The sequence below is a fragment of the Sphingobacterium humi genome, assembly GCF_009768885.1.
Lineage (GTDB): Bacteria > Bacteroidota > Bacteroidia > Sphingobacteriales > Sphingobacteriaceae > Sphingobacterium > Sphingobacterium humi.
This window is the reverse complement of record NZ_WSQA01000005.1, coordinates 66,916-89,392: the sequence shown is the minus strand read 5'-3', so window position 1 is coordinate 89,392 and position 22,477 is coordinate 66,916. Positions and strand designations below refer to the sequence as shown.

At 42.5% G+C, this 22,477-nt stretch carries 22 protein-coding genes; 8 read left to right on the top strand and 14 right to left on the bottom strand.

What is annotated here, in order from left to right; all coding sequences use genetic code 11:
* Positions 1 to 82: 82 nt before the first annotated feature.
* Entirely contained in the window at positions 83 to 1,576 is a 1,494-nt protein-coding gene (locus GQF63_RS08180; RefSeq protein WP_160368743.1) for a malate:quinone oxidoreductase, read from the bottom strand.
* A gap of 236 nt (positions 1,577 to 1,812) precedes the next feature.
* On the opposite strand from GQF63_RS08180, the gene fabG reads away from it, so the two are divergent.
* Positions 1,813 to 2,556: a 3-oxoacyl-[acyl-carrier-protein] reductase gene (fabG, locus tag GQF63_RS08175; RefSeq protein ID WP_160368742.1), complete on the top strand. Its 744-nt coding sequence runs from the start codon at positions 1,813 to 1,815 to the stop codon at positions 2,554 to 2,556.
* Positions 2,557 to 2,647: 91 nt separating this feature from the next.
* Complete coding sequence (locus tag GQF63_RS08170; protein ID WP_160368741.1) at positions 2,648 to 3,628, top strand: LuxE/PaaK family acyltransferase; 981 nt, start codon at positions 2,648 to 2,650, stop codon at positions 3,626 to 3,628.
* A 1-nt stretch (position 3,629) separates the two neighbouring features.
* Here GQF63_RS08170 and ypfJ read toward each other — a convergent pair whose 3' ends face one another.
* Positions 3,630 to 4,493: a KPN_02809 family neutral zinc metallopeptidase gene (gene ypfJ / locus GQF63_RS08165; protein WP_160368740.1), complete on the bottom strand. Its 864-nt coding sequence runs from the start codon at positions 4,491 to 4,493 to the stop codon at positions 3,630 to 3,632.
* Between the two features lie 148 nt (positions 4,494 to 4,641).
* Here ypfJ and GQF63_RS08160 point away from each other — a divergent pair, with 148 nt between their 5' ends.
* Genes GQF63_RS08160 through GQF63_RS08150 form a run of 3 tightly spaced genes read left to right on the top strand, consistent with a single transcriptional unit; the run spans position 4,642 to position 6,316 of the window.
* Positions 4,642 to 5,217 (top strand): PhnA domain-containing protein, encoded by a 576-nt coding sequence (locus tag GQF63_RS08160; RefSeq protein ID WP_160368739.1) that lies wholly within the window; start codon positions 4,642 to 4,644, stop codon positions 5,215 to 5,217.
* A gap of 18 nt (positions 5,218 to 5,235) precedes the next feature.
* Positions 5,236 to 5,940, top strand: a complete 705-nt coding sequence (locus GQF63_RS08155) for a thioredoxin domain-containing protein (protein WP_160368738.1) — start codon at positions 5,236 to 5,238, stop codon at positions 5,938 to 5,940.
* A 1-nt stretch (position 5,941) separates the two neighbouring features.
* The gene (locus GQF63_RS08150) at positions 5,942 to 6,316 is read left to right on the top strand and encodes a DUF423 domain-containing protein (RefSeq protein ID WP_160368737.1); all 375 of its coding nucleotides are present in this window, start codon (positions 5,942 to 5,944) and stop codon (positions 6,314 to 6,316) included.
* Positions 6,317 to 6,378: 62 nt separating this feature from the next.
* On the opposite strand, the gene GQF63_RS08145 is transcribed toward GQF63_RS08150, so the two are convergent.
* From GQF63_RS08145 to GQF63_RS08125, 5 genes are all read right to left on the bottom strand, one after another.
* Positions 6,379 to 7,101 carry a menaquinone biosynthetic enzyme MqnA/MqnD family protein gene (locus GQF63_RS08145; protein WP_160368736.1) on the bottom strand — a complete coding sequence of 241 codons (723 nt, stop codon included), beginning with the start codon at positions 7,099 to 7,101 and terminating at the stop codon, positions 6,379 to 6,381.
* The gene (locus GQF63_RS08140) at positions 7,088 to 7,720 is read right to left on the bottom strand and encodes a histidine phosphatase family protein (RefSeq protein WP_160368735.1); all 633 of its coding nucleotides are present in this window, start codon (positions 7,718 to 7,720) and stop codon (positions 7,088 to 7,090) included. Before GQF63_RS08140 ends, GQF63_RS08145 begins: the two co-directional genes overlap by 14 nt.
* Positions 7,721 to 7,731: 11 nt before the next feature.
* Positions 7,732 to 8,928: an aminofutalosine synthase MqnE gene (gene mqnE / locus GQF63_RS08135; protein WP_160368734.1), complete on the bottom strand. Its 1,197-nt coding sequence runs from the start codon at positions 8,926 to 8,928 to the stop codon at positions 7,732 to 7,734.
* Positions 8,929 to 8,988: 60 nt separating this feature from the next.
* Positions 8,989 to 10,815, bottom strand: a complete 1,827-nt coding sequence (locus tag GQF63_RS08130) for an ABC transporter ATP-binding protein (RefSeq protein ID WP_160368733.1) — start codon at positions 10,813 to 10,815, stop codon at positions 8,989 to 8,991.
* 194 nt (positions 10,816 to 11,009) lie between these two features.
* Complete coding sequence (locus GQF63_RS08125; protein WP_160368732.1) at positions 11,010 to 12,065, bottom strand: substrate-binding domain-containing protein; 1,056 nt, start codon at positions 12,063 to 12,065, stop codon at positions 11,010 to 11,012.
* Positions 12,066 to 12,423: 358 nt separating this feature from the next.
* Here GQF63_RS08125 and GQF63_RS08120 point away from each other — a divergent pair, with 358 nt between their 5' ends.
* Genes GQF63_RS08120 through GQF63_RS08110 form a run of 3 tightly spaced genes read left to right on the top strand, consistent with a single transcriptional unit; the run spans position 12,424 to position 14,984 of the window.
* On the top strand, positions 12,424 to 13,602 hold the full coding sequence (locus GQF63_RS08120; RefSeq protein WP_160368731.1) for a pyridoxal phosphate-dependent aminotransferase: 1,179 nt from the start codon (positions 12,424 to 12,426) through the stop codon (positions 13,600 to 13,602).
* 26 nt (positions 13,603 to 13,628) lie between these two features.
* Entirely contained in the window at positions 13,629 to 14,468 is an 840-nt protein-coding gene (locus tag GQF63_RS08115; RefSeq protein ID WP_160368730.1) for a prephenate dehydrogenase, read from the top strand.
* Between the two features lie 3 nt (positions 14,469 to 14,471).
* Complete coding sequence (locus GQF63_RS08110) at positions 14,472 to 14,984, top strand: GNAT family N-acetyltransferase (protein WP_160368729.1); 513 nt, start codon at positions 14,472 to 14,474, stop codon at positions 14,982 to 14,984.
* 45 nt (positions 14,985 to 15,029) lie between these two features.
* Here GQF63_RS08110 and GQF63_RS08105 read toward each other — a convergent pair whose 3' ends face one another.
* From GQF63_RS08105 to GQF63_RS08075, 7 genes are all read right to left on the bottom strand, one after another.
* Complete coding sequence (locus GQF63_RS08105) at positions 15,030 to 15,626, bottom strand: LURP-one-related family protein (RefSeq protein ID WP_212592506.1); 597 nt, start codon at positions 15,624 to 15,626, stop codon at positions 15,030 to 15,032.
* Positions 15,626 to 16,159, bottom strand: a complete 534-nt coding sequence (locus tag GQF63_RS08100; protein WP_160368727.1) for a hypothetical protein — start codon at positions 16,157 to 16,159, stop codon at positions 15,626 to 15,628. Before GQF63_RS08100 ends, GQF63_RS08105 begins: the two co-directional genes overlap by 1 nt.
* 124 nt (positions 16,160 to 16,283) lie before the next feature.
* On the bottom strand, positions 16,284 to 17,843 hold the full coding sequence (gene rny / locus GQF63_RS08095; protein ID WP_160368726.1) for a ribonuclease Y: 1,560 nt from the start codon (positions 17,841 to 17,843) through the stop codon (positions 16,284 to 16,286).
* A gap of 259 nt (positions 17,844 to 18,102) precedes the next feature.
* Positions 18,103 to 18,393, bottom strand: coding sequence for a cell division protein ZapA (locus GQF63_RS08090; RefSeq protein WP_160368725.1), 291 nt, complete (start codon positions 18,391 to 18,393; stop codon positions 18,103 to 18,105).
* A 48-nt stretch (positions 18,394 to 18,441) separates the two neighbouring features.
* Positions 18,442 to 18,750, bottom strand: a complete 309-nt coding sequence (locus GQF63_RS08085) for a hypothetical protein (RefSeq protein WP_160368724.1) — start codon at positions 18,748 to 18,750, stop codon at positions 18,442 to 18,444.
* A gap of 27 nt (positions 18,751 to 18,777) precedes the next feature.
* Positions 18,778 to 21,171, bottom strand: coding sequence for a phenylalanine--tRNA ligase subunit beta (gene pheT, locus GQF63_RS08080; protein ID WP_160368723.1), 2,394 nt, complete (start codon positions 21,169 to 21,171; stop codon positions 18,778 to 18,780).
* Between the two features lie 75 nt (positions 21,172 to 21,246).
* Positions 21,247 to 22,437, bottom strand: coding sequence for a class I SAM-dependent methyltransferase (locus tag GQF63_RS08075; protein ID WP_160368722.1), 1,191 nt, complete (start codon positions 22,435 to 22,437; stop codon positions 21,247 to 21,249).
* Positions 22,438 to 22,477 lie beyond the last annotated feature (40 nt).

The window sequence follows — 22,477 nt, the reverse complement described above, 5'->3', positions numbered from 1 at the left end:
AACCTTTTTTACAGGTTTTGGGTATAATCTCAGCCGGTTTGGGTATTCCCTCTGCAGCACCCCATAAGTTGATTAATACTTATTATTTTAAATTCAAGAGTTCGTGCGTACGTTCGCGCGTCGCCTCACATAAGGCTGCATCGTCGTTCAGCTTTTTACCCCATGTAGGAATCATCTCACGCAGCTTTTTGCGGTAAGAGTCTGATTTCGCACGATCCGGGAAACAACGTTTCAACAAATTGATCATGATGGCCACTGAAGTGGATGCCCCTGGAGATGCACCCAATAAGGCTGCAATAGAACCATCGGCACTGGATACCACCTCGGTACCAAATTCTAAGATACCCCCGTGTTTCGGATCCTTCTTGATTACCTGCACACGTTGTCCGGCTTTCTCGATGGCCCAATCTTCCAATTTTGCCGTTGGCATAAATTGTTTCAAAGAGTCTAATTTATCCTGAGGTTTTTTCATCACTTCCGTAATCAAGTATTTGGTCAACGGTAAGTTGTCTAATCCTGCAGAAAGCATCGGACGGATGTTTGATAATTTAATGGATGCCGGTAAGTCGAAATAAGAACCTTTCTTGAGGAACTTGGTGGAGAAACCAGCATATGGCCCGAACAATAAGGCTTGTTTGCCATCGATGTATCGGGTATCTAAGTGCGGAACAGACATGGGAGGCGCTCCTACAGAAGCTTTACCATAGACTTTCGCATGGTGTTGTTTAATAATTTCTTCGTTTGTACAACGTAGCCATTGGCCCCCTACTGGGAAACCGCCATAGCCCTTGGCTTCTGGAATTCCGGATTTCTCCAATAACAATAAGGAGTGACCACCGGCGCCGATGAATACAAATTTAGCCAAGATCTCGCGTTTCTCGCCTGTGACTAAATCTTTAACCTCTACTTCCCAACGACCATCATCTTCACGGTCAATATCTTTTACTTCTTGGTTTAAGGAAAGTTTGATGTTTTCTTTGGCGTCTAGGTATTCCACTAAATCGCGCGTTAAAGCACCGAAGTTAACATCGGTACCAATATCCATTTTGGTGGCTGCGATAGGCTCATTGGCATCGCGGCCCGCCATCATTAATGGAACCCATTGGTTTAAGGTTGTTGTATCTTCTGTATACTCCATACCCTTGAACAAGTTTTGCTTGGTCAGGGTTTCGTATCTTGTTTTTAAGAATTGTACATCTTTTTCGCCAAATACCGCCGACATGTGAGGCACCTGACGGATGAAATGGCTAGGACTTTTTATGATTCCCTTCTCTACTAGGTAAGACCAAAACTGCTTGGAAACTTCATACTGCTCAGCAATATTAATAGCCTTATCGATTTTTACACTGCCGTCGGCCTGTTGAGGCGTATAGTTTAACTCGCATAATGCGGAGTGTCCTGTGCCTGCATTATTCCATGCATCAGAACTTTCAGCAGCAACAACATCCAGACGTTCGAGAATCTCGATGTTGATATCCGGACTTAACTCATTGATTAATGTACCGAGTGTTGCACTCATAATGCCGGCACCTATTAAAACAACGTCTACTTCCGTTTTTTTTGTTTTCTTACCCATGTTTTTAAAATGAAATACAAAATTAATATTCGCTTTATATATAAGCGAATAATATTGTCAGAAACATTTCAAATATTTGTGATTTTATCAATATATCCCAGTTCTCGTTGTAGATATGTGCTTTTTTGGCTTAAAAAAATAAATCCACTACTTTCTATTGAGGAACATTTTTTGTATTATGCAGTTTATTTTCCACTTTTGTGGTTCTTTAATCAAGCATTTAATAAGAAATACATATGAAATTGTTAGCCGGAAAAACAGCCTTAATTACAGGTGCCTCCAAAGGAATTGGTAGAAAAATTGCCGAAGTATTTGCGCAGCAAGGTGCAAATGTTGCCTTCACCTACCTTTCATCCGTAGAAAAAGGACAAGCCTTAGAACAGGAATTGCAAGCATTTGGCACCCAAGTGAAAGGATACCGTTCAGACGCTTCCAAATTTGATGAAGCCGAGGAATTAATCAATGCAATTGTTGCTGATTTCGGCACATTGGATATCGTGGTAAATAATGCCGGAATTACAAAAGATGGCCTATTGATGCGTATGACCGAAGAAAACTGGGATGATGTGATCAACATTAACCTAAAATCGGTATTCAACGTTTCCAAAGCTGCCTCTAAGGTAATGATGAAAAACCGGAAAGGGAGCATCATTAACATGAGCTCTGTGGTTGGGGTGCAAGGAAATGCCGGACAAGCGAACTACGCGGCTTCAAAAGCCGGAATTATCGGTTTCTCGAAATCATTAGCCAAAGAATTAGGCTCTCGTAATATCCGTACAAACGTTATTGCACCAGGATTTATCCGTACGGAGATGACCGATGTATTGGATCCGAAAGTTGTGGCCGGATGGGAAGCTAATATTCCATTGAAACGTGCTGGAGAGCCTGAAGATGTAGCAAACGCCTGTTTATTCTTAGCTTCTGACCTTTCTTCCTACGTAACAGGACAAGTTATTTCGGTTTGTGGCGGTATGTTATAGGCCCAAACAACACGCAATAAAAAAGAGGCTGTATCATAATTAGTGATACAGCCTCTTTTTTTCTATTCGATCTAATCCTTATTTTTGCCACATGGAATTAGTAGACCGGATTTTTAACATCCAATCGGAGGAGGAGTTTAATGCATGTGCTTTGGACGTATTTCGTTTTCAAGCGGAAAACAACAGCATCTATAAGCAATACCTTCAAATCTTAGGTCGTTCGGTAGAGGACATCCAGCATTACCGCGATATTCCATGCATGCCCATTCAATTTTTCAAAAGTCAGGATATTATCGCTGCCGGCAAATCGGCAGAAATTGTATTCAGCAGCTCTGGCACGACCGGTATGATTACGAGTAAGCATTTAGTAGCCGATAGCAGCCTGTATGAACGGAGTTTCAGACTGGCCTTTGAACAGTTTTATGGCCCGATTGAAGACCTGGCTATTTTGGCTTTACTCCCTTCCTATCTGGAACGCACAGGCTCTTCTCTGATATACATGGTGGATGACCTCATCAAACATTCCAAACAAGCAGAAAGCAATTACTTCTTATACAATCAGCAAGACTTATACGATTGCCTATTAAGCCTAAAAGCTAAAGGAACAAAAACCATCTTATTTGGTGTGACCTACGCCCTATTAGATTTTGTGGAGGCCTTTCAGGTTGATTTCCCCGAATTAATTATTATGGAGACGGGTGGCATGAAGGGTAAGCGTAAAGAGATGATTCGAGAAGAATTGCACGAGCAGCTCAAAGCAGGATTCGGCGTTCCGCATATCCACTCGGAATACGGCATGACGGAATTGCTGTCGCAAGGCTATTCCAAAGGCGAAGGTCTGTTCTATACGCCCAAATGGATGAAGGTGTTAATCCGGGATACCAACGATCCCCTGAGCCTTATTGACGATAAAAAAACAGGAGCCATAAATGTCATTGATTTAGCCAATTATTACTCCTGCTCCTTTATAGCGACTCAGGATTTAGGTAAATACCATCCTGATGGCTCGTTTGAAATACTAGGCAGATTCGATAATTCCGATATCAGGGGCTGCAACCTATTGGTGCAATAGCTTATTGTAAGCTCGGGTCGTTGAAGGTATTTCCTTGGTTGATATCGCCAGTTTCATAGCCTTTCTTAAACCAGTATGCGCGTTGTTCGGATGTACCGTGGGTGAAAGACTCCGGACTTGAATGCCCTTGGGCTTGTTCTTGGATATGGTCATCACCTACCGCTGCTGCCGCACGCATGCCTTCTACAATATCATCATAGGTTAATTTCACATCCGATTGTTTGGTCGCGTGATGCGCCCATACGCCTGCATAGAAATCGGCCTGCAATTCGGTCATTACCGAGATTTTGTTATACTCTCGTTCACTCATCTTCGCACGCATCGCATTCGTTTGCTGCAAGACCCCAAAGATATTCTGGATGTGGTGTCCTACCTCATGCGCAATTACGTAGGCTAAGGCAAACTCGCCCTTCGCTCCGAAGCGATTCGCTAATTCGTTGTTGAAGCTGAGGTCTAAGTAGATTTTCTGATCTCCCGGACAATAGAATGGTCCAAAATGCGCCTGCCCAACACCACAACCTCCTGTTTCATAAGCATCGCGGTAGATGGTTAGTTTTGTTACCGGGTAAGATTTTCCATTTTCCTGGAAAATAGCGCCCCATACATCTTCCGTACTGGTGAGTACCACACCGGCAAATTCCACCAAACGATCTTCTTCCGGTGTCGATTGAAACTCGCCCTGCTCGGTGGTTCCGCCCTGTTGTTGTTGCATCTGATTCAGCAACTCGCCAGGGTCTCCCCCCATAAAGAATCCAATAATTAATACGATTACCCCTCCTATTCCTCCCAAGGTAAGTTTCTGCCCTCCGGACATGCCCCTACGATCTTCAACATTGCCGCTATTGCGGCCGCCTTGCCATTTCATAAGTCTATTTTAAGTTTTCAGTTTATTTTTTGATCCATGCAAATTCTTTGCCATAAGTTGAGCAAGGATATTTTCTATATAAAAGGTAAGATTCAGCGCCCTCATTTAAAATCCGTATCTTTGAAATCAATACTTATTACCCAATTTTATGTTATTAGAAGAACTACAAAGCAGAAGCGACAACAAATGTGAACTATGTTTATCGGCTAATGACCTCGATATTTATGAGGTTCCACCGGTGGAAACCCCTACGGTAGATAACAGCATTTATGTATGTTCGGTTTGCAAAGGACAGCTGGAAAAAACAGAACAGATTGATCCGGAGCACTGGAAAGTCCTTAGTGACACGATGTGGTCGTCTTATTTACCGGTGCAAGTTACGGCCTGGCGTATGCTTAGCAGACTTCGCCAAGAGGCCTGGGCGGCAAACAACTTAGATATTTTATATTTAGATGAGGATACCCTTGCCTGGGCGAAGAAAACAGGTGACCATGAAGCCGATGCGACGGTGGCTTTTCACCAAGACTCCAATGGTACACGCCTATTTGAAGGGGATACCGTTGTGCTGGTAAAAACCTTAGACGTGAAAGGATCGAGCCTTTCTGCAAAACTTGGCACAGTTGTTAAGAATATTAGGTTGGTGCCCGACAACACCGAACAAATTGAAGGCAAGATTGAAGGGCAAACCATCGTTATATTAACGAAGTATTTGAGAAAGGGCTAATAGGCCCATAAAACAACAATGATGAAGAACTTAATCTTAGCGCTTGGCCTTTTGGGATGCGCAATCCCTGGATTGGCACAAGAGAAAATTAAAGCGGAAACCCTCGAAAAAGTGATTGCTAAGCCTTCGGCTCAGATTCTGGACGTACGTACGCCGCAAGAATTTGCAGATGGCCATATTCCTAATGCTGTCAATGTAGACTGGAAAGATCAGGCTAACTTTAAAAAGCAATTAGCAGGATTAAAGAAGAATGAACCTGTATACGTGTATTGCCTAGGTGGTGGTCGCAGTAAACAAGCCTCAGAGTTTTTAACAGCTCAGGGCTATCAGGTTTTCGATTATTCTGGCGGAATGATGGACTGGCGAAGTACCGAGAAGCCTGAAATAAAACCTAACAAAGGGAAGGCAGATAAAGGTATGAACATGGCCGATTACACGCATTTAACCAAATCGGACAAGGTTGTTCTCGTTAATTTCTCGGCCGTTTGGTGTGCGCCTTGTCAGCAATTGAAACCTATTTTAGAAAAGGTAGAAAAAGAGCAAAAAGGCAAAGTGAAAGTGGTTCGCCTCGATGCCGATAAGAACAATCAATTGATGAAAGACTTAAAAGTGAGTGCAATCCCGGTGGTAAAAATCTATAAGAATGGCCAGGAGGTTTGGACTTACAGCGGCGTAGCGACCGAACAAGAGCTTGTAAAGCAAATTAATAAAGCAGCAAAATAACGTGAATCAGATTGCACTTATTTCCGGATCAATCCTAGGGATTCTTTCCATTATCTTGGGAGCCTTTGGCGCCCATGCCTTAAAGAAGGTGCTATCCGAAGAACGCTTAAGTTCTTTTGAGGTTGGTGTTCGCTATCAGATGTATGCAGCCATCACCTTGCTGATTATCGGTTTTAATATGGAGTTTGTAAGCAGTGCTGACCACTGGGCCGTATATGGTTTATTATGGGGCTGTGTGCTTTTCTCTGGCAGTATTTACTTGCTAAGCTTCAAAGACCTTTGGAAAGTAAATTTAAGGTTCCTAGGGCCTATTACCCCTATCGGCGGCTTGCTGATGATTGTGGGTTGGCTGATGATCCTATTAAACGTATTATAACACAAGAAGAGCGGGAAATCCCGCTCTTCTTGTGTTATATAGTTACTACTTTTAATCTTGTTTTACAAGGCTTTATACCAGTCCAGGTATAGGCTTAATGCTTTTCTTTTATCGGCATCTAAATGAAAGTCTAAGCTTTCATTGAGGTAATGGACGTAATCAAAGTTCGGGAATACAGGTAAGCCCGGGATTACATCGTTCGGACGAGAAACGCCCTCTGCTAAGGCATCATTGAAACGCTGCACAAAACTGGCTGGCAAGGCTTTGTTGGACACCCATACCGCAAAGGCAAAAGGCAAGCCGGTAAGCGCATTCCAATAATGGCCTAAGTCATAAACATAGGGGATGCTATCCTTTTTACCAAAGGTACGATCGCCAATTAATACATAAGCATCAGCATCACCTGCTGTCAGGATTTCCACATCGTCACGCTTCCAATAGCGCTGCAACAGGATGCGGGCAAGACCATTCGAAGTTTTTGATTGCGGATCTAAACGCAAGCTTTTAATTTCTTCTATCGGTTTCTCCGAAAAGATAAATACTGAGTCTACATAATTCTTTGTACCAATGCAATAATCGCCGATGATGTGGTAATCTTTCATTTCTGCCAAAGCCGCTACGGGGATAATGCCCATGTCTGCTTCATCGGCCATTACTTTTCTGGCGCATTCGCTCGGATAATCTACCGAAAGGCTAATATCGTTCATCACATCTGCTTTCCGGATACCTTGCAAAAAAGGCAATGTATTGGTATAGGAAACAGCAGATATTCTAATCTTTTCCATCAAGTAAATCTTCTAAATGTTTGGTATTGAAATAATCTATGATCGAGAATTCATCCTTCTCGTATTCCAAGATATAAAGGGCTGTATTGGTATGCGGGAAATCATCCATGTTACATACAGGCACCTTGGTTAAATGGCACAACATAATGCGTAGCGCACGACCATGCATACATACCAAAACCGTTTCTTCTTCTTTATTCTTCAGGATATGTTCAATGGCTTTCTTTTGACGGGCAACCAATGTGTTGGGCGATTCGCCGTTTTCTATGGCTAAATCAAGCTCGTTATTGCGCCAGGAGCCAACCACCAATTCAAAGCCATCCAGGATTTCCTTAGTCTGTTCCTGCCCCTCATAAATGCCCCAGCTAATCTCATCAAGTCCTTCCAGTTCTTCTGTTGGGATTCCTTGTTCGATAAATGGAGCTACAGTTTGGTGGGTTCTTAATAAGGTGGAAGTATACACTTTATCAAAAGGAACATCCTTATAGGCATCATAAAAAGCTTGGGCTTGTTGGAATCCGTTTTCATTCAAGGGGGAATTAACACCTCTTCCCTGTACTATGCCTTTTAAATTTAAGTCTGTCTGTCCGTGTCGAATAAAATATATCGTCTTTTTCAATCTTTCCTCGCTTAATTCACCACTGGTAGGGAATAATATTGTTTTTTAGGGTTTTCTTCTTCAAAGGCTACCTCATTATAATCTGTTACGACATTATATAAGGTATCTCGCTCGATCGGATGGCGGCCTACATGTTTGATTAACTCCACCAACTCACGGGTAGACATCGCAGGGTTTTGCTCCTCTGCGCCTGCCATACTGTAGATTTTGGTGGTATCGTCTAAGGTCCCATCGATGTCATCTACACCAAAGGCTAGGGATAATTGTGCGGTATTCCGGGAGATCATTGCCCAATAAGCTTTGATATGCGGGAAGTTATCCATGTATATCCGCGCTACTGCGTAGTTTCTCAAATCCTCGACAACGGAAACCTCTGGAACATTCTCCATCTGGTTGTCTTTGTTGCGGAATTTTAATGGAATAAAGGTTTGGAATCCGCCGGTTTTATCTTGCAATTCACGTAGTCTTTCCATATGATCTACGCGATGCCAAAACTCCTCAATATGACCGTATAGCATTGTTGCATTGGTATGCATGCCAAGCTTATGCGCTTGTTCATGGATATCCAACCACTGATCGGCGGTACATTTATCATGGGCAATCTTTTCCCTTACTTCCGGGTGGAAAATCTCTGCTCCTCCGCCTGGCATGGAATCCAGACCACAGGATTGCAGGTATTTCATCCCTTCGTAATGGCTAAGCTTCGCCTTTTTAAAGATGTAATAGTATTCTACAGGGGTTAAACCTTTGATATGTAATTCCGGACGATGTTCCTTACAACGTTTAAAGAAATCGGCATAGAACTCCAGGTTTTGCTTCGGCACCACGCCGCCCGTGATATGGACTTCGGTTACCGGTTCATCATCGTATTTACGCACGATGTCCATCATGGCATCGACATCCATTTCCCATCCTTCAGAACGGTTCTTAATCAAACGAGAATAAGAACAAAACTTACAGTCGTAGACACATACGTTTGTGGGTTCGATATGGAAGTTACGGTTAAAATACGTGTAGTCGCCATGCTTTTGTTCACGGATATAATTCGCGAGGACACCCAGGTATCCCAATTCCGCATGTTCATATAGATAGACACCTTCATCAAAAGTGATGCGTTCGCCATTTAAGACTTTCTGCGCAATACTTTTTAGTTCGTGTGATAAATTAGAATCGTTCAATAAAAACGATAGTTTTTTTGTTGCTTCCATTTCGCACTTCTTACCTTACAAAGTTAACAAAACCTACGCTAAAAAGCGATTTGATTGCACTTAGGATTCAGCAAACTGCTGCATATCGATTAAGCGCCTGTAGAGACCATTTTGAGCAATTAGCCCGAGGTGAGAACCGGTTTCTACAATTCTTCCGGCTTCCAGCACCACAATCATGTCGGCATTCTGGATGGTACTCAAGCGGTGGGCAATGACCACGGTTGTTCTATTCTCCATAAGCTTATAGAGGGAATCCTGCACCAGACGTTCAGACTCGGTATCCAATGCGGATGTCGCCTCATCCAACAGCATAATTGGTGGGTTTTTCAATACGGCGCGTGCAATACAAATCCGCTGGCGCTGTCCACCAGAAAGCTTCGAGCCACGGTCGCCAATATTGGTTTGATACCCTTGCTCTGTTGCCATAATAAACTCATGGGCATTCGCAATTTTTGCTGCCCGAATCACCTCTTCTTCCGTTGCCGTAACGTTGGCAAAAGCGATGTTATTGAATATCGTATCGTTGAAAAGAATAGATTCTTGATTGACAACCCCGATAAGCTGTCGCAGCGACTCTTGATTCAAATCCCTTAAGTCTGTTCCATCCATTTTGATGCTGCCAGCAGTTACATCCATAAAGCGAGGGATCAAATCGACTAAAGTCGATTTCCCTCCACCGGAAGGTCCAACCAAGGCGATTGTTTGCCCCTTTTGGATATCCAGATTAATTTGATGCAGCACTTCCTTTTCCTCGTAGGAGAAGGAAACTTGGTCGAATTTTATGCTATCGTTGAAGGAGTTCACTACAATGGCATTCGGCTTATCATTTACTAGGTTTTTCTCATCAATTAGCTGCAATACGCGTTCGCCAGCAGCAATCCCGTTATGGATATTACTGAAAGCATCGGTCAATGCTTTTGCAGGGCGCATAATCTGCGAGAAAATAGCGATATAGGCAATAAACTCAGAAGCCTGCAAATCACCGGTTCCAGTTAATACCAGGTGCCCACCGTATAATAAAATAATGGCCACCATAATAACCCCTAACAGCTCCGACACCGGAGATCCCATTTGCTGGCGACGAACCATGCGGCGCATAATGGTCGCATAGCGATCATTTTCCCGATTGAACTTGGCTTTCACAAAGTCCAGTGCATTAAAAGACTTAATGATCTTTACACCAGTTAATGCTTCCTCCAAATAGGTAATCATATTGGCGTAGGTCTTCTGCCCTTCCTGCGCCTGCGACTTCAAGGTCTTCACGATGCGGGAAATAAAGAAGGCTGATACCGGAATAACCAATAAGGAAAAGAGGGTGAGTTTCGCTGAAATAATAAACAGCATAATCAAATAGGCGATCAGCTGTAGTGGTTCTTTAAAAGCAACTTGCAAGGTACCGGTCACCGAGAACTGTACCACCTGCACATCAGATGCGATTTTCGAAATGATATCCCCTTTACGCTGGTTTGAAAAATAGCCTAAATGCAGGTTCATCACATTATCAAAAACGGATTTACGCAGGTTTAATAAGGTATGGATACGAAGGTTCTCCATTACCCGCTGCGATAAATAACGAAACAAGTTGGAAATGAAAACCGATATCACAATTACAATACAGATATACTTCAGTGCTTCATAAGGCCCGAGTCTATTGTTTAAATCGTACGCGAAATAATTGAAATAGCCCATCAGATCCGTTACGCTTTCTGGTTTTTCAACTACTTCGACCACGGCATCCTTTGCATTAAACAGGGTATGCAACAAGGGAGCTAAGAGGGCAAGATTAAGCGTACTGAATATGACCATTATCAATGTACAAAGAATGTAGGGAATGGCATACTTCTCAATAGGCTTCGCAAATGATATCAGTCTAAAGTAAGTCTTCATGCAAAATACTAAGATTACAAATGTAAGAAAATTTGTAACCTTCATCGTTTTTCAGGAAAGGTAGTAAGAAATTGTTGCAAACTTATGTCAGTTCCAAATAAGGTTTCTCATCTAGAAACATAAGTAAGCAACAATTTACAGGGTTGATAATTAACAAGTTAAACAGTTACAGCAAAATCTATTCGGTTTAAACTTTAGTGTTTATAAAGTTTAAAGTTTTCCTTCGTCACAATATCGATAGGCATGTATTGCGTACGAGAAACTCCTTTTTTAGCGATAAAATGCTCAAAGAGAGTTGCCAAAGCACGGTATCCAAGCTTCAGTGGCTGCTGGCAGATTAAAAAGTCGATATAGCCTTTTTCCAGGTATTTGATATTATTACTGGAATAATCATAGCCAATAAGCTTGATATCTTGGATTTGATGTTCGGAGAAGAACCGTGCTACCCAAAACACCTGCGAATTCAACACGTATATTAAATTGGTTTTGTTATTCTCCAGGTATTGGGCTAGGGCTGCCTCAAACACCTCGTACATATCGGTATCTATTTTAAGGTTCATGATATTCCAGGCAGCCCCCTGCTCTCCCAAGAAATCTTCAAAGCCTTTCATCTTCTCGGCCAGCAAATTATCAGCTTCCAGTTCTGGGCGCAGCGATAAGACTAAAATAGGCTCATGTGGCTCAACCAGATATTTACACATATTAGCTGCCAGTCTTCCAAACTGAAAGGCATCGGGGCCAATATAACTCAAGGGGCTGGCCAAAGGCAGGTCATTTTGCAAGAAGATATAACGAATTTTCTTGCCCTCGCATTGGAACACAAAATCTTTGGTTTCCTTCACAAAAACAGGCGCAACGATAACAGCATCTAAATTCCGGCCCAACACATGATCGGCAAGTTCTTTAAAGTGTGTCCTGTCACGCTGATTAAATAAGTAGTAACTTATTTCCACACCAAAGTCACCTAGTTCATTTAAAGCAGATTGAATGCCATTAAGTAAAGCTCGCCAATAATCTGTTTCGGCATTTTCCTGAGGGATCAGGACAGCGAAGCGGTGAACGCGTTTAGAAGCAAGACGTTTAGCAAGAATATTGGGCTTATAGTCCATATCTTTGATAATTGCCTCAATCAGTTCCTTGGTTTTTAGGGCTACTCCAGACCTGTTGTGGAGTACGCGGTCTACCGTGGCTATCGACACATTGGCTCGACGAGCGATTTCTTTTACACCAGACAATACTAAAGCTTTCATAACTTTTAATTAATATTATATAACTTTTATTTAATTTATTCCCAATAATAGTAATTTTTAGGAAATATTTTTCTTGTTCATTATTTTAAAAGTTAATTTATTACGCCAGTTTTACATAAAAAGCAGATTTTGTCGGCAAGTTTAAATATCCTTAACAATCAAATAACAAAACAAAAAGAAAAGAGAATATAAGTTGCCGTTCGAAAGGGAAGCCAAGGGCAGTTTACTTGGTTTAATTAGGAATGGATAGGAAAAAAATCAAATTTCAAATAAATGCAGGAAAAAAGCTGTAAATATTTAATAGAAATGATTTAATGACAGTAAGATTTCCTAATTTTAACGCCAAATTAGCGTAAAAATGGAAATAGAAGTTGCGAAACGACTTCAGCAAACCGAGGAGTACTACTTTTCGAAAAAGCTGAGAGAGATCGAAGAGATGAACAAGAACGGTGCACAGGTAATTAACCTCGGCATCGGCAGTCCAGATTTGCCGCCACACCCGGAAGTTATCCGGGAATTACAAGAACAGGCGGCATTGTCAAACACGCATGGTTATCAAAGTTATAAAGGTGCAGCCGCCCTACGACAAGCCATGGCAGACTGGTATCTTCGATATTATCGCGTTTCGCTGAACCCCAATACTGAAATTCTACCTTTAATCGGTTCTAAGGAAGGCATCGTTCATATCTGCATGACCTATTTGCAGGAGGGCGATGAGGCCTTAATTCCGAATCCGGGCTACCCTACCTATGCCAGTGCTGTCCGTCTTTCGGGCGCCAAGGCGGTTCCTTACGAGCTGAAAGAAGAAAAACAGTGGCTTCCAGATTTAGAGGCACTTGCCAAAACGGACCTTTCTAAGGTAAAACTGATGTGGATTAACTATCCGCACATGCCTACCGGTACCCTAGCTACGGAGGAAATCTTTGAAAAGCTGGTTGCCTTTGGAAAGAAACATCAGATCCTGATCTGCCATGATAATCCGTACAGCTTTATCCTGAACGAGCATCCGCGCAGTTTACTATCCGTACCGGGCGCTAAAGAGGTTGCTATCGAGTTAAACTCATTGAGCAAATCCTCCAATATGGCCGGTTGGCGTATAGGCATGCTGGTTGCTGCCCAACAACGTATAGACGAAATCTTACGCTTCAAGAGCAACATGGACTCTGGCATGTTTCTACCTGTTCAATTGGCGGCGGCAAAAGCCCTGCAATTGGATAAATCCTGGTACAGCCAATTGAATACGACCTATGCGGAAAGACGTGAGAAGGTGTATAGCATTATGGATTTCCTGGGTTGCAGTTACGATAAAAACCAAGTCGGCTTATTTATCTGGGCTAAAATCCCGGAATCTTATACCGATTGCTATGCCCTCAGCGATGAGCTCTTGTATCAGGCGCATGTTTTTATCACCCCTGGAGGGATATTTGGCAGTGCCGGCGATCGGTACATCCGGATTAGCTTATGTGCTAAAATAGAAGTCTTCGATCAGGCCATTGCCCGTATGGAAAATGCAAAAGCTGCCAGCAGCCACGCATAATTTTTGAACATTAGATTAGTAGTAAAATGAATATAGCTATTGTCGGTGTAGGATTGATCGGAGGATCGATTGGCATCCGACTTAAAGAAACGAAATTCTGCAGCAAGGTCGTTGGTGTTGAAAAAAACGAATCCAACCAAAAGAAAGCCCTACAGCTTAACCTTGTCGATGAAATACAGACCCTAGACGAAGCGTTGGCTTCCTGCAAGGTGTTGGTATTGACTATCCCTGTGGATGCGATTATGAAGATCCTTCCGGGTCTTTTAGACAAAGTTACCGACCAGGTGATTATCGATATGGGTTCCACCAAATCCAACATCCTAAACCTAATTCAGGATCATCCGAACCGTGGCCGTTATATTGCGGCACACCCGATGGCAGGAACAGAATACTCTGGCCCTGAAGCAGCCATCCCCAACCTCTTTAAAGATAAAATGATGGTCTATGTAGAGGCCTTTAAAACCGACGAAGACGCCTTTGAAATTGCGGACGCTATTACCGATCAACTGGAAATGAAATCTTCCTTTATGAATGCCGAGGAGCACGATATGCACACGGCCTATGTTTCACACATCTCCCACTTAACCTCTTTTGCCTTGGCATTAACGGTTTTGGAAAAGGAGAAGTCCCAAGGCCGTATTTTTGAATTGGCCGGGTCGGGTTTTCAATCCACGGTACGTTTGGCCAAGTCATCACCAGATATGTGGACGCCTATTTTCAAACAGAATCGCGCTAATGTTTTAGAGGTGCTTGAAGAGCATATCAAGCAGTTGCAGCATATTTACGATAAGATAGAACAAGAAGACTACGATGCTGTGCATAAGTGGATCAAGAAATCGAATAAGATCAAACGTATTATCAAATAAGCCATGTTAGAAAGAAAAACTTTAAGCAATGGGCTTGTGAAACTGATTCCCTTATTAAAGGAGGATTACGAATGGGTTTATGCCGCGGCTTCCGATCCGCAAATCTGGGAGCAACACCCTGATCAGCGTCGCTATAGCCCAATCGGTTTTACCAAGTATTTTCAAAAACTATTGGCTGCAGATCTCCCCTACTTGATTCTGCACGAAAAAACAGAACAGGTTATAGGTGCTACCTGCTTTTACCAGTTCGATGCGGCAGCGAAGACTGTAGCCATTGGCTATTCCTTCCTCAAGACAGCCTATTGGGGCGGAACGTACAACCAATCGGTTAAGAAGCTGATGATGGATTTCGCCTTTGAAAAAGTAGACCGGGTGTTATTCCACGTTCGAAAAGGCAATGTACGCTCGCAAGCCGCCTTAGCCAAGATTGGAGCCCAGGAAGTAGAAGAATATACTGCGGAAGATGGCAAAGGTATTCAAGTCCTTTACCAAATTAAAAAAGAAGATTATCAATGATAAAAAACAGGCCAGCAATATTGCTGGCCTGTTTTATTCGATATATTATCCGTTGGTTCGCTCGGCGAGGATCATGAGCATCAGGCTTAATACCATGCGCTCATCATCAACCGGCTGATCCGTTTCTTTATACAAGGTGAATTTCCGACCAAAGAAAGAAGGTTCCTTCACAATTTCAAAAAGAACATTCCCTTGCTGATCTTTCAATAAGTAGGAAGGATTGAACACGTAGCCTGAAAGCATGCCAATTAACGGCAATTCACCAAATAGGCTATCCCAGAACTTTGTCCACACATTCTTTTCCGTAATACTATGATCGTGTCGATCATCCTGATCCATTAAATAGAAGGTAGATCGCCATAGCGATTTAATGCTCTTTCTGCGCACTTTCCCTATCACCTTATTCTGATGATCGTAGATGGTCAAGGTCTGTTGAAAGTCGATCAACTTATTGGAGATAAACTCATACAGCAGTTCCGACTTGGACTCATCCCTATACACAGAAATATGATCCCGCCATTTGAATATCTTCTCGCGAACATAGAAGAGGGTTGCTCCATCAGCATCCGATGCGATAAAGTCGTTTGCGAACGTGGTTACTCTAAATTTAAAATGTAAAGGGTATTTATAGGCTGTCATCATTAATATTTCCATTTTAAGCGATCGAATAATTTCGACCATAACCAAATCGGCCCGATGCCCAATAACTGTAAAAACTTCGCAGCATCTACTTGCGTTGATTTTCTTGCCGTAAAATAGGTCAACAACAGTCCAACGATAGCTATTACTGCGCATACCAACACAACAGCTGGCCCACCATCTCGCTCTACATACTCCAATTGAACAATAAAATAACTCATAGTACCGATGCTAAAGAGCATGGCGTAAGATAAGGTAGGCGCCAATTTGAGGTAACAATAAACCACAATGGCAATAAAGAAAGAACCCCAATTCAAGAAGGTATGGGCATTCATTTTCACTAAAAAATCAAACTGCGGAAATGGCACCATCCAAATCAGCCCCATAATGCCAAAGAAGGCTATCGTAAGGCCCACAGCCAAGGCTGTCTTGTTGGCTGCGCCGAAATTACGGTCTAAGGCATGGAAATAACGTTCTACCGGACGTTTGAAGGTAGGCTTGGCATTCGCCTGCCCGTTTTTCGCAGTTTTCTTCATGACGCAAAATTAACGATTTAAACCGAGGATTCCCCATTGCCTAAGCTAAATTCCCCCACGCAAAGGTCATAAAAAAAGGGGCTGCCTGATGATATCGGCAGCCCCTTCAAAATTCAAATAAAATCTATTTCGCGTAGGAAACCGAACGGGTTTCCCGAATAACCGTTACCTTGATCTGACCTGGGTAAGTCATCTCCGTTTGAATACGGTTAGAGATATCAGCCGCCAGAATTTCTGCCTGCGCATCCGATACCTTCTCACTTTCTACAACAACACGTAGCTCACGACCCGCCTGAATAGCGAATGTTTTCTCTACGCCGGGGTAAGAAAGCGCAAGGTCTTCCAATTCCTTCAAGCGTTTGATATAGCTTTCCACAACCTCACGACGTGCACCAGGGCGTGCGCCAGAGATGGCATCACAAGCCTGAACAACCGGCGATATCATGGAAGTCATTTCAATTTCATCGTGGTGGGCACCGATGGCATTACACACATCCGGATGCTCTTTGTATTTTTCAGCAAGCTGCATACCCAAGATCGCGTGCGGAAGTTCCGGGTTATCATCGGGCACTTTACCAATATCGTGCAATAAGCCTGCACGCTTCGCATGCTTCACGTTCAGTCCAAGCTCCGCAGCCATAGTAGCCGCAAAGTTTGCCACCTCACGCGAGTGCTGTAATAAGTTCTGACCGTAAGAAGAACGATAGCGCATTCTACCAACCATACGGATCAATTCAGGGTGTAAACCATGAATCCCTAGGTCGATCACTGTACGCTCACCAATCTCTACAATCTCATCCTCAATTTGCGTACGTGTTTTCGCCACAACTTCCTCAATACGTGCCGGGTGGATACGACCATCCGTTACCAAGCGGTGTAAGGAAAGACGAGCAATCTCACGACGTACCGGATCAAATCCAGAAAGGATAATCGCTTCCGGGGTATCATCAACGATAATCTCCACGCCTGTTGCAGCTTCTAGCGCACGGATGTTACGGCCTTCACGTCCGATAATACGACCTTTAATCTCATCGTTCTCGATATTAAAAATCGATACCGTGTTTTCGATTGCAGCCTCTGTAGCGGTCCGTTGAATCGTTTGGATAACCACTTTCTTTGCCTCTTTAGAAGCTGTTAATTTAGCTTCATCCACGATATCCTTAATCTGGATAATCGCTTGCGAGCGGGCTTCTTCCTGAAGGGAAGTCACCAATTGCTCTTTAGCTTCGTCGGCAGAAAGACCAGCAATGCTTTCCAATTGTTTAATATGTTGTCCTTTTAGTTGCTCAACTTCTTCTTTTTTCTTTTCGTTAAGATCAACTAATTGGTCTAATTTCTTGGCTTTATTATCAAGGTCTTGTTTTTCCCGATTTAGGTTTTCCAGTTTTTGATTTAAGGATTGCTCCTTCTGGCGCATTGAATTCTCCTTCTGTGACAGGGAATTATTACGTTGGTTTACTTCTTTTTCATGCTCGGCCTTCAATTGTAAGAATTTCTCTTTGGCCTCTAATTGGCGTTGCTTCTTTACGTGCTCGGCCTGTTGTTCTGCGTCTTTTACGATCTGCGCAGCCTTTTCATGTGCCGATTGCTCTTGCTTCTTGAACAACATCTGTAATAGATATCGTCCAATAAACACCCCCACAACCAGCGATATTATTATTGATATAGTTGTTGATAACTCCATTGTTTGTAATTTATATGTTAATGTAATAGCGATTTAAATCCAAAAAAAAACCGCAATTAAATTATCAGGTACCATGTATTATTAAACTTCGATTACACATGATTTGAGCTTGTGATCATGACCTAGATGGCTTTCGCAAAATGGCCTACATCTTAATTTTGCTCGTGATATTGAAGCGTTAAGTTTAAAATAGTGACAACCCGAATTTAATTGCGGCAAATTCGTCGTTATAAGCTCTAAGTATAAGAACGCAAACGTTTTATTTTGAAAAGAAGTTTGTCAGTAGATTATCCAATTCATGTACGGCAGTTTCTACACCGGAATCCTGGTTTTGGGCGTTCTTCTCGGCTTTGATCATCCCGGTGGCATATTGCAATACACACATCGACAAGAGATCCTGCTTATCACGAACTGCATAATTATCCTGCAATTCTTTTATTTTTTCGTTTATTAATTTCGCTGCATAGCGAATCACCTCCTCTTCTTCGGTGTCAACACGAAGTGGGTATACTCGATCAGCGATATTTATTTTTATGGAAATTTCTCCCATTTTTCTTGAGCTTAAAAACGTAGCAAGTCTTTCTCTACCCCTCTTATCCTACTTCAAAAGACTGATACATTTGTCTATTTCTCGCACAAAATCGTTAATTTTTTGTTTTGTGTCAAGTATTTTTTCATTTATGGCTTCCTTATCGACTGAGGAATCGTCCAAGGTTTTAGCAACGGCTAGAGCTTTCACTTTCTCTTCCAATTGTTTAACCTTTTCCGAGCTGGTCTCAAACGCCACTTGCAAAGATTGTGCTTCTAACTTTAATAAGTCGTTTTCTTCTTGCAAGGCTTCACACAATTGAATGAGATTTTTCGTTTTCTCAACGATAATATTCATTTGGGAAGATAATGACGCCATATGTTTTCGCAATTTAATGTATGTGGTTTAGCGCACTGAAGCGTTAACCTCTTTCTCAAAGTTAGTAATTAATTTTTGAATTATGCCATCAATTTGTTTGTCGGTCAAAGTTTTCTCCTCGTCCTGAATCACAAAACTTAAGGCATACGATTTCTTGCCTGCAGGCAGTTTATCGCCCTTATACACATCAAAAATCCCTACTTCCTTCAACAGTTTTTTCTCTGTACGTGAAGCAATTAGACGCAGGGTCTCAAAGCTCACTTGCTCATCTAACAACAGGGCCAAATCACGACGCACCGCCGGGAATTTAGACACCTCTTTGTAGGTGATTTTATTCTTTTTAATCACTTTCAAAAGCAAATCCCAATCGAATTGCGCAAAGAAAACCGGACCATCTACATCCGCTTTCTTTAAATTCGCTTTCGCTACGGCACCAAAAGATACCAAGGCCTTCTCCCCTTTGCGATAAGTTAAACCGTAATCAAAGTAAGCACCGGTGTATTCTTCCGTACGGATACCCTCAACCTTTAAGCGACGAATAATCGCATCTACGGCAGCTTTGATGGCATAGAAATCAACCTCCTTATGGGCTGAGTTCCATTGCTCCGGCTGATTATGCCCTGCAATAGCCAAGGATAGCAAATTCTTTTCGGCATACCAATCTTCAGCCGTATGGTATGATTTACCTAATTCAAACAGCTTTAAGTCGCCATTTTTACGCTTCTGGTTATAGGCTACTGCCGTTAAAGAAGAGAACAATAGGTTTTGACGCATGCAGTCCAAATCACTACTCAATGGATTTAACAAGCGTACCGCTGTTGCTTCATCTTCCAGGTAATCCGCTTTGGTCAAGGAGTTGGAAAGAATCTCCCGATAGCCATTGCTGATCAGTAAATCGGCTACCTGATTCAAGACTACTTCCCGATCTGGTTTTTCAGAAGTATTTAAAGAAGCTTTAATCTGCGTATTCAGTTCAATATTGTTATAGCCATAAATACGCAATACCTCTTCCACCACATCCACTTCACGGGTAACATCCACTTTATACGGAGGCACTACTACATCAAAACCCTCGGCAGTTTCATTCTTGATACCAATCCCAAGGTTCACAATAATAGCGCGAATAGTTTCGGCAGGAATGGCCTTTCCGATAATACGTTGAATATTTTTATAAGAAACCGCGAATTCAAAAGGTTGAATAGGTGCTGGATAAAGGTCTACCAAAGTAGATGAAACCTGACCTCCTGCAACCTCAGCGATTAACTTGGCTGCTTTTTTCAAGGCAATAACGGTGATATCCGGATTCACCCCACGCTCGAAGCGGAAGGAAGAATCGGTTTTCAAACCGTGTCTTTTCGATGTTTTACGAACAGTAACCGGGTTGAAATACGCCGATTCCAAGAAAATGGAAGTTGTCGTTTCTGTTACGCCCGAATGCGCGCCACCAAATACCCCGGCAATACACATCGGTTTTTCTGCATCTGCAATAACCAAATCATCCGCATATAACTTACGTTCTACGCCATCTAAAGTTACAAATAACTCACCTTCGTTTGCACGACGGACAATCACCTGGTTTCCAGTAATCTTATCTGTATCAAAAGCATGTAAAGGTTGACCTAAATCGTGTAGAATATAATTTGTTACATCGACGATATTATTGATCGAACGAACCCCAATAGCCGCTAATTTTGTTCTTAGCCACTCCGGCGATTCGCCCACCTGAATGCCTGAAATATTAATCCCTGCATAACGAGGCGCATCATCAGGAACAGCCACCTGTACAGCAGTACCTGCTACCGTTCCGGCCTCCACATCAGCAACATCTACAGCATGCACCGGAATTTGGAAATAAGCCGCTAAATCACGTGCTACCCCTAAATGGGAAGCCGCATCAGCACGGTTTGGCGTTAATCCGATTTCATAGCAGTAATCGTCTTCCATATTGAAGTACGACTTTACTAAAGATCCGATTGCTGCCTGTCCATCAAGCTCTACAATACCAGCGTGCGAGCTGCCTAAGCCAATTTCATCCTCGCCACATAACATGCCTTCAGAAACCTCGCCACGAATCTTAGATTTGGTAATTTTAAAGGGCTCACCGTTTGTCGGATGGCAAGTAGTGCCCACGGGGGCAACAATAACTTTCAATCCTTGGCGCACGTTGGGTGCTCCACAAACAATATGTAAAGGCTCTCCCGAGCCAATATTTACGGTTGTAACTTTTAATTTATCAGCGTTCGGATGTTGCTCACAGGTTAATACTTCCCCTACCACCAAGCCTTCCAAACCGCCGGGAATGCTTTGCTCCACTTCTAAGGACTCCACCTCCAGGCCGATATCCGTTAAAATCAATGAAAGCTCTTCCGGGGTTTTATCTAGGGTAATAAAGTTTTTTAACCAATTATATGAAATTCTCATGGTATCGTTTTTTCAAAACACAAAGATAGAACTTTGCGCCGAAATGAAGGTATGATTACCGACAAAATCCAGCCATTAGGCATTCTCCAGACCACATAAACGCTCCAAGTGCTGATAGCCTAGGCCAAAGTAGCGCTTCAGCTCCTGCAATTGGCTCAAAATAAGCTCCTGCTGCCCCTGATTTACAACTTTCTTACTGGCTACTATCATCACATTCTTAGGGGTATGCTGATCGGAAATAAACTGCATTACTTTGGTTTCATAGCCATAGTAGTTCAGAATTAAGGCACGTATGCTATCGGTCAACATTTCCGCATGCCGCTCCAGGAAGATTCCATACTGGGTCATAAACTGAAGCTGATTAGGTGCTTTATGCTGTTCCAATTCGCGGCGCACTTGCTTATGGCAACACGGCGCTACCACAATTAATTCGGCCTCCTGTTGAATCCCTTGATAAATTGCATCATCTGTTGCTGTATCACAGGCATGCAAAGCAATTAGGACATCTATTTTTTCCTGAGGCACATAATCCTCAATGGTGCCCTCTTCAAAACGAAGCTTGTCAAAATGAGCACGCTCGGCAATTTGATTACACAGGTCCACCAAATCTTTTCGGAACTCAACCCCATGCACCTGCACATCCCGTTGCAGCTTATGGGTTAAATAATCGTAGAGCGCAAAGGTTAAATACCCTTTGCCGGCGCCCATATCAACAATTTGCAAAGGCTTATCAGCAGGCAATGCCGATAAGGGAGTACTCAAAATCTCAATATAATGATTGATCTGTTTCCACTTATCTTGCGCATTCTTAAACACTTGCCCTTTTTCATCCGTTAAGCGCAGATCTTGTAAATAAGATTGTTGGGTATCTGCAATTTTACGTTCCTTCTTTTTATCATGTGAAAGTTGAATTTCCGTCGCTTGCTCCGCCTTCACTACCTTCCCCATCCACTCGCCTTTTTTGTTCATCTGCATTTCCAAACTTTCATGCAGCGTACGCAGAGTAACCGATCTAAACCCCTTGTAATGAACAGACTCTACCAGCACATCAAAACCATCTCTTAAACTATAATTCTTCGTGATATCACGCGTTTGATACCGGTATACAAAGGACAACTTAATCTCCCTTTTTATTTCCACCAATTTCACATACAAGTTTTTTAAGCCTTCTTCCTGGCCTTTATAATTCCCCAGCGATAGCTTTACAAGGGTTTTATCCTTGAGGCTTCCTTTTAACTGTTCGATAAATTGTTGGTATAAACCCATGATTCCTATTTTTTAACAAAGATAAGGATACGCTGTCTAT

Excerpts from the sequence above, each read along its gene's own strand:
- GQF63_RS08180 (WP_160368743.1), bottom strand. The coding sequence starts at position 1,576 with ATGGGTAAGAAAACAAAAAAAACGGAAGTAGACGTTGTTTTAATAGGT.
- fabG (WP_160368742.1), top strand. The coding sequence starts at position 1,813 with ATGAAATTGTTAGCCGGAAAAACAGCCTTAATTACAGGTGCCTCCAAA.
- GQF63_RS08170 (WP_160368741.1), top strand. The coding sequence starts at position 2,648 with ATGGAATTAGTAGACCGGATTTTTAACATCCAATCGGAGGAGGAGTTT.
- ypfJ (WP_160368740.1), bottom strand. The coding sequence starts at position 4,493 with ATGAAATGGCAAGGCGGCCGCAATAGCGGCAATGTTGAAGATCGTAGG.
- GQF63_RS08160 (WP_160368739.1), top strand. The coding sequence starts at position 4,642 with ATGTTATTAGAAGAACTACAAAGCAGAAGCGACAACAAATGTGAACTA.
- GQF63_RS08155 (WP_160368738.1), top strand. The coding sequence starts at position 5,236 with ATGATGAAGAACTTAATCTTAGCGCTTGGCCTTTTGGGATGCGCAATC.
- GQF63_RS08145 (WP_160368736.1), bottom strand. The coding sequence starts at position 7,101 with ATGGAAAAGATTAGAATATCTGCTGTTTCCTATACCAATACATTGCCT.
- mqnE (WP_160368734.1), bottom strand. The coding sequence starts at position 8,928 with ATGGAAGCAACAAAAAAACTATCGTTTTTATTGAACGATTCTAATTTA.
- GQF63_RS08130 (WP_160368733.1), bottom strand. The coding sequence starts at position 10,815 with ATGAAGACTTACTTTAGACTGATATCATTTGCGAAGCCTATTGAGAAG.
- GQF63_RS08125 (WP_160368732.1), bottom strand. The coding sequence starts at position 12,065 with ATGAAAGCTTTAGTATTGTCTGGTGTAAAAGAAATCGCTCGTCGAGCC.
- GQF63_RS08120 (WP_160368731.1), top strand. The coding sequence starts at position 12,424 with ATGGAAATAGAAGTTGCGAAACGACTTCAGCAAACCGAGGAGTACTAC.
- GQF63_RS08115 (WP_160368730.1), top strand. The coding sequence starts at position 13,629 with ATGAATATAGCTATTGTCGGTGTAGGATTGATCGGAGGATCGATTGGC.
- GQF63_RS08110 (WP_160368729.1), top strand. The coding sequence starts at position 14,472 with ATGTTAGAAAGAAAAACTTTAAGCAATGGGCTTGTGAAACTGATTCCC.
- GQF63_RS08105 (WP_212592506.1), bottom strand. The coding sequence starts at position 15,626 with ATGATGACAGCCTATAAATACCCTTTACATTTTAAATTTAGAGTAACC.
- GQF63_RS08100 (WP_160368727.1), bottom strand. The coding sequence starts at position 16,159 with ATGAAGAAAACTGCGAAAAACGGGCAGGCGAATGCCAAGCCTACCTTC.
- rny (WP_160368726.1), bottom strand. The coding sequence starts at position 17,843 with ATGGAGTTATCAACAACTATATCAATAATAATATCGCTGGTTGTGGGG.
- GQF63_RS08090 (WP_160368725.1), bottom strand. The coding sequence starts at position 18,393 with ATGGGAGAAATTTCCATAAAAATAAATATCGCTGATCGAGTATACCCA.
- GQF63_RS08085 (WP_160368724.1), bottom strand. The coding sequence starts at position 18,750 with ATGGCGTCATTATCTTCCCAAATGAATATTATCGTTGAGAAAACGAAA.
- pheT (WP_160368723.1), bottom strand. The coding sequence starts at position 21,171 with ATGAGAATTTCATATAATTGGTTAAAAAACTTTATTACCCTAGATAAA.
- GQF63_RS08075 (WP_160368722.1), bottom strand. The coding sequence starts at position 22,437 with ATGGGTTTATACCAACAATTTATCGAACAGTTAAAAGGAAGCCTCAAG.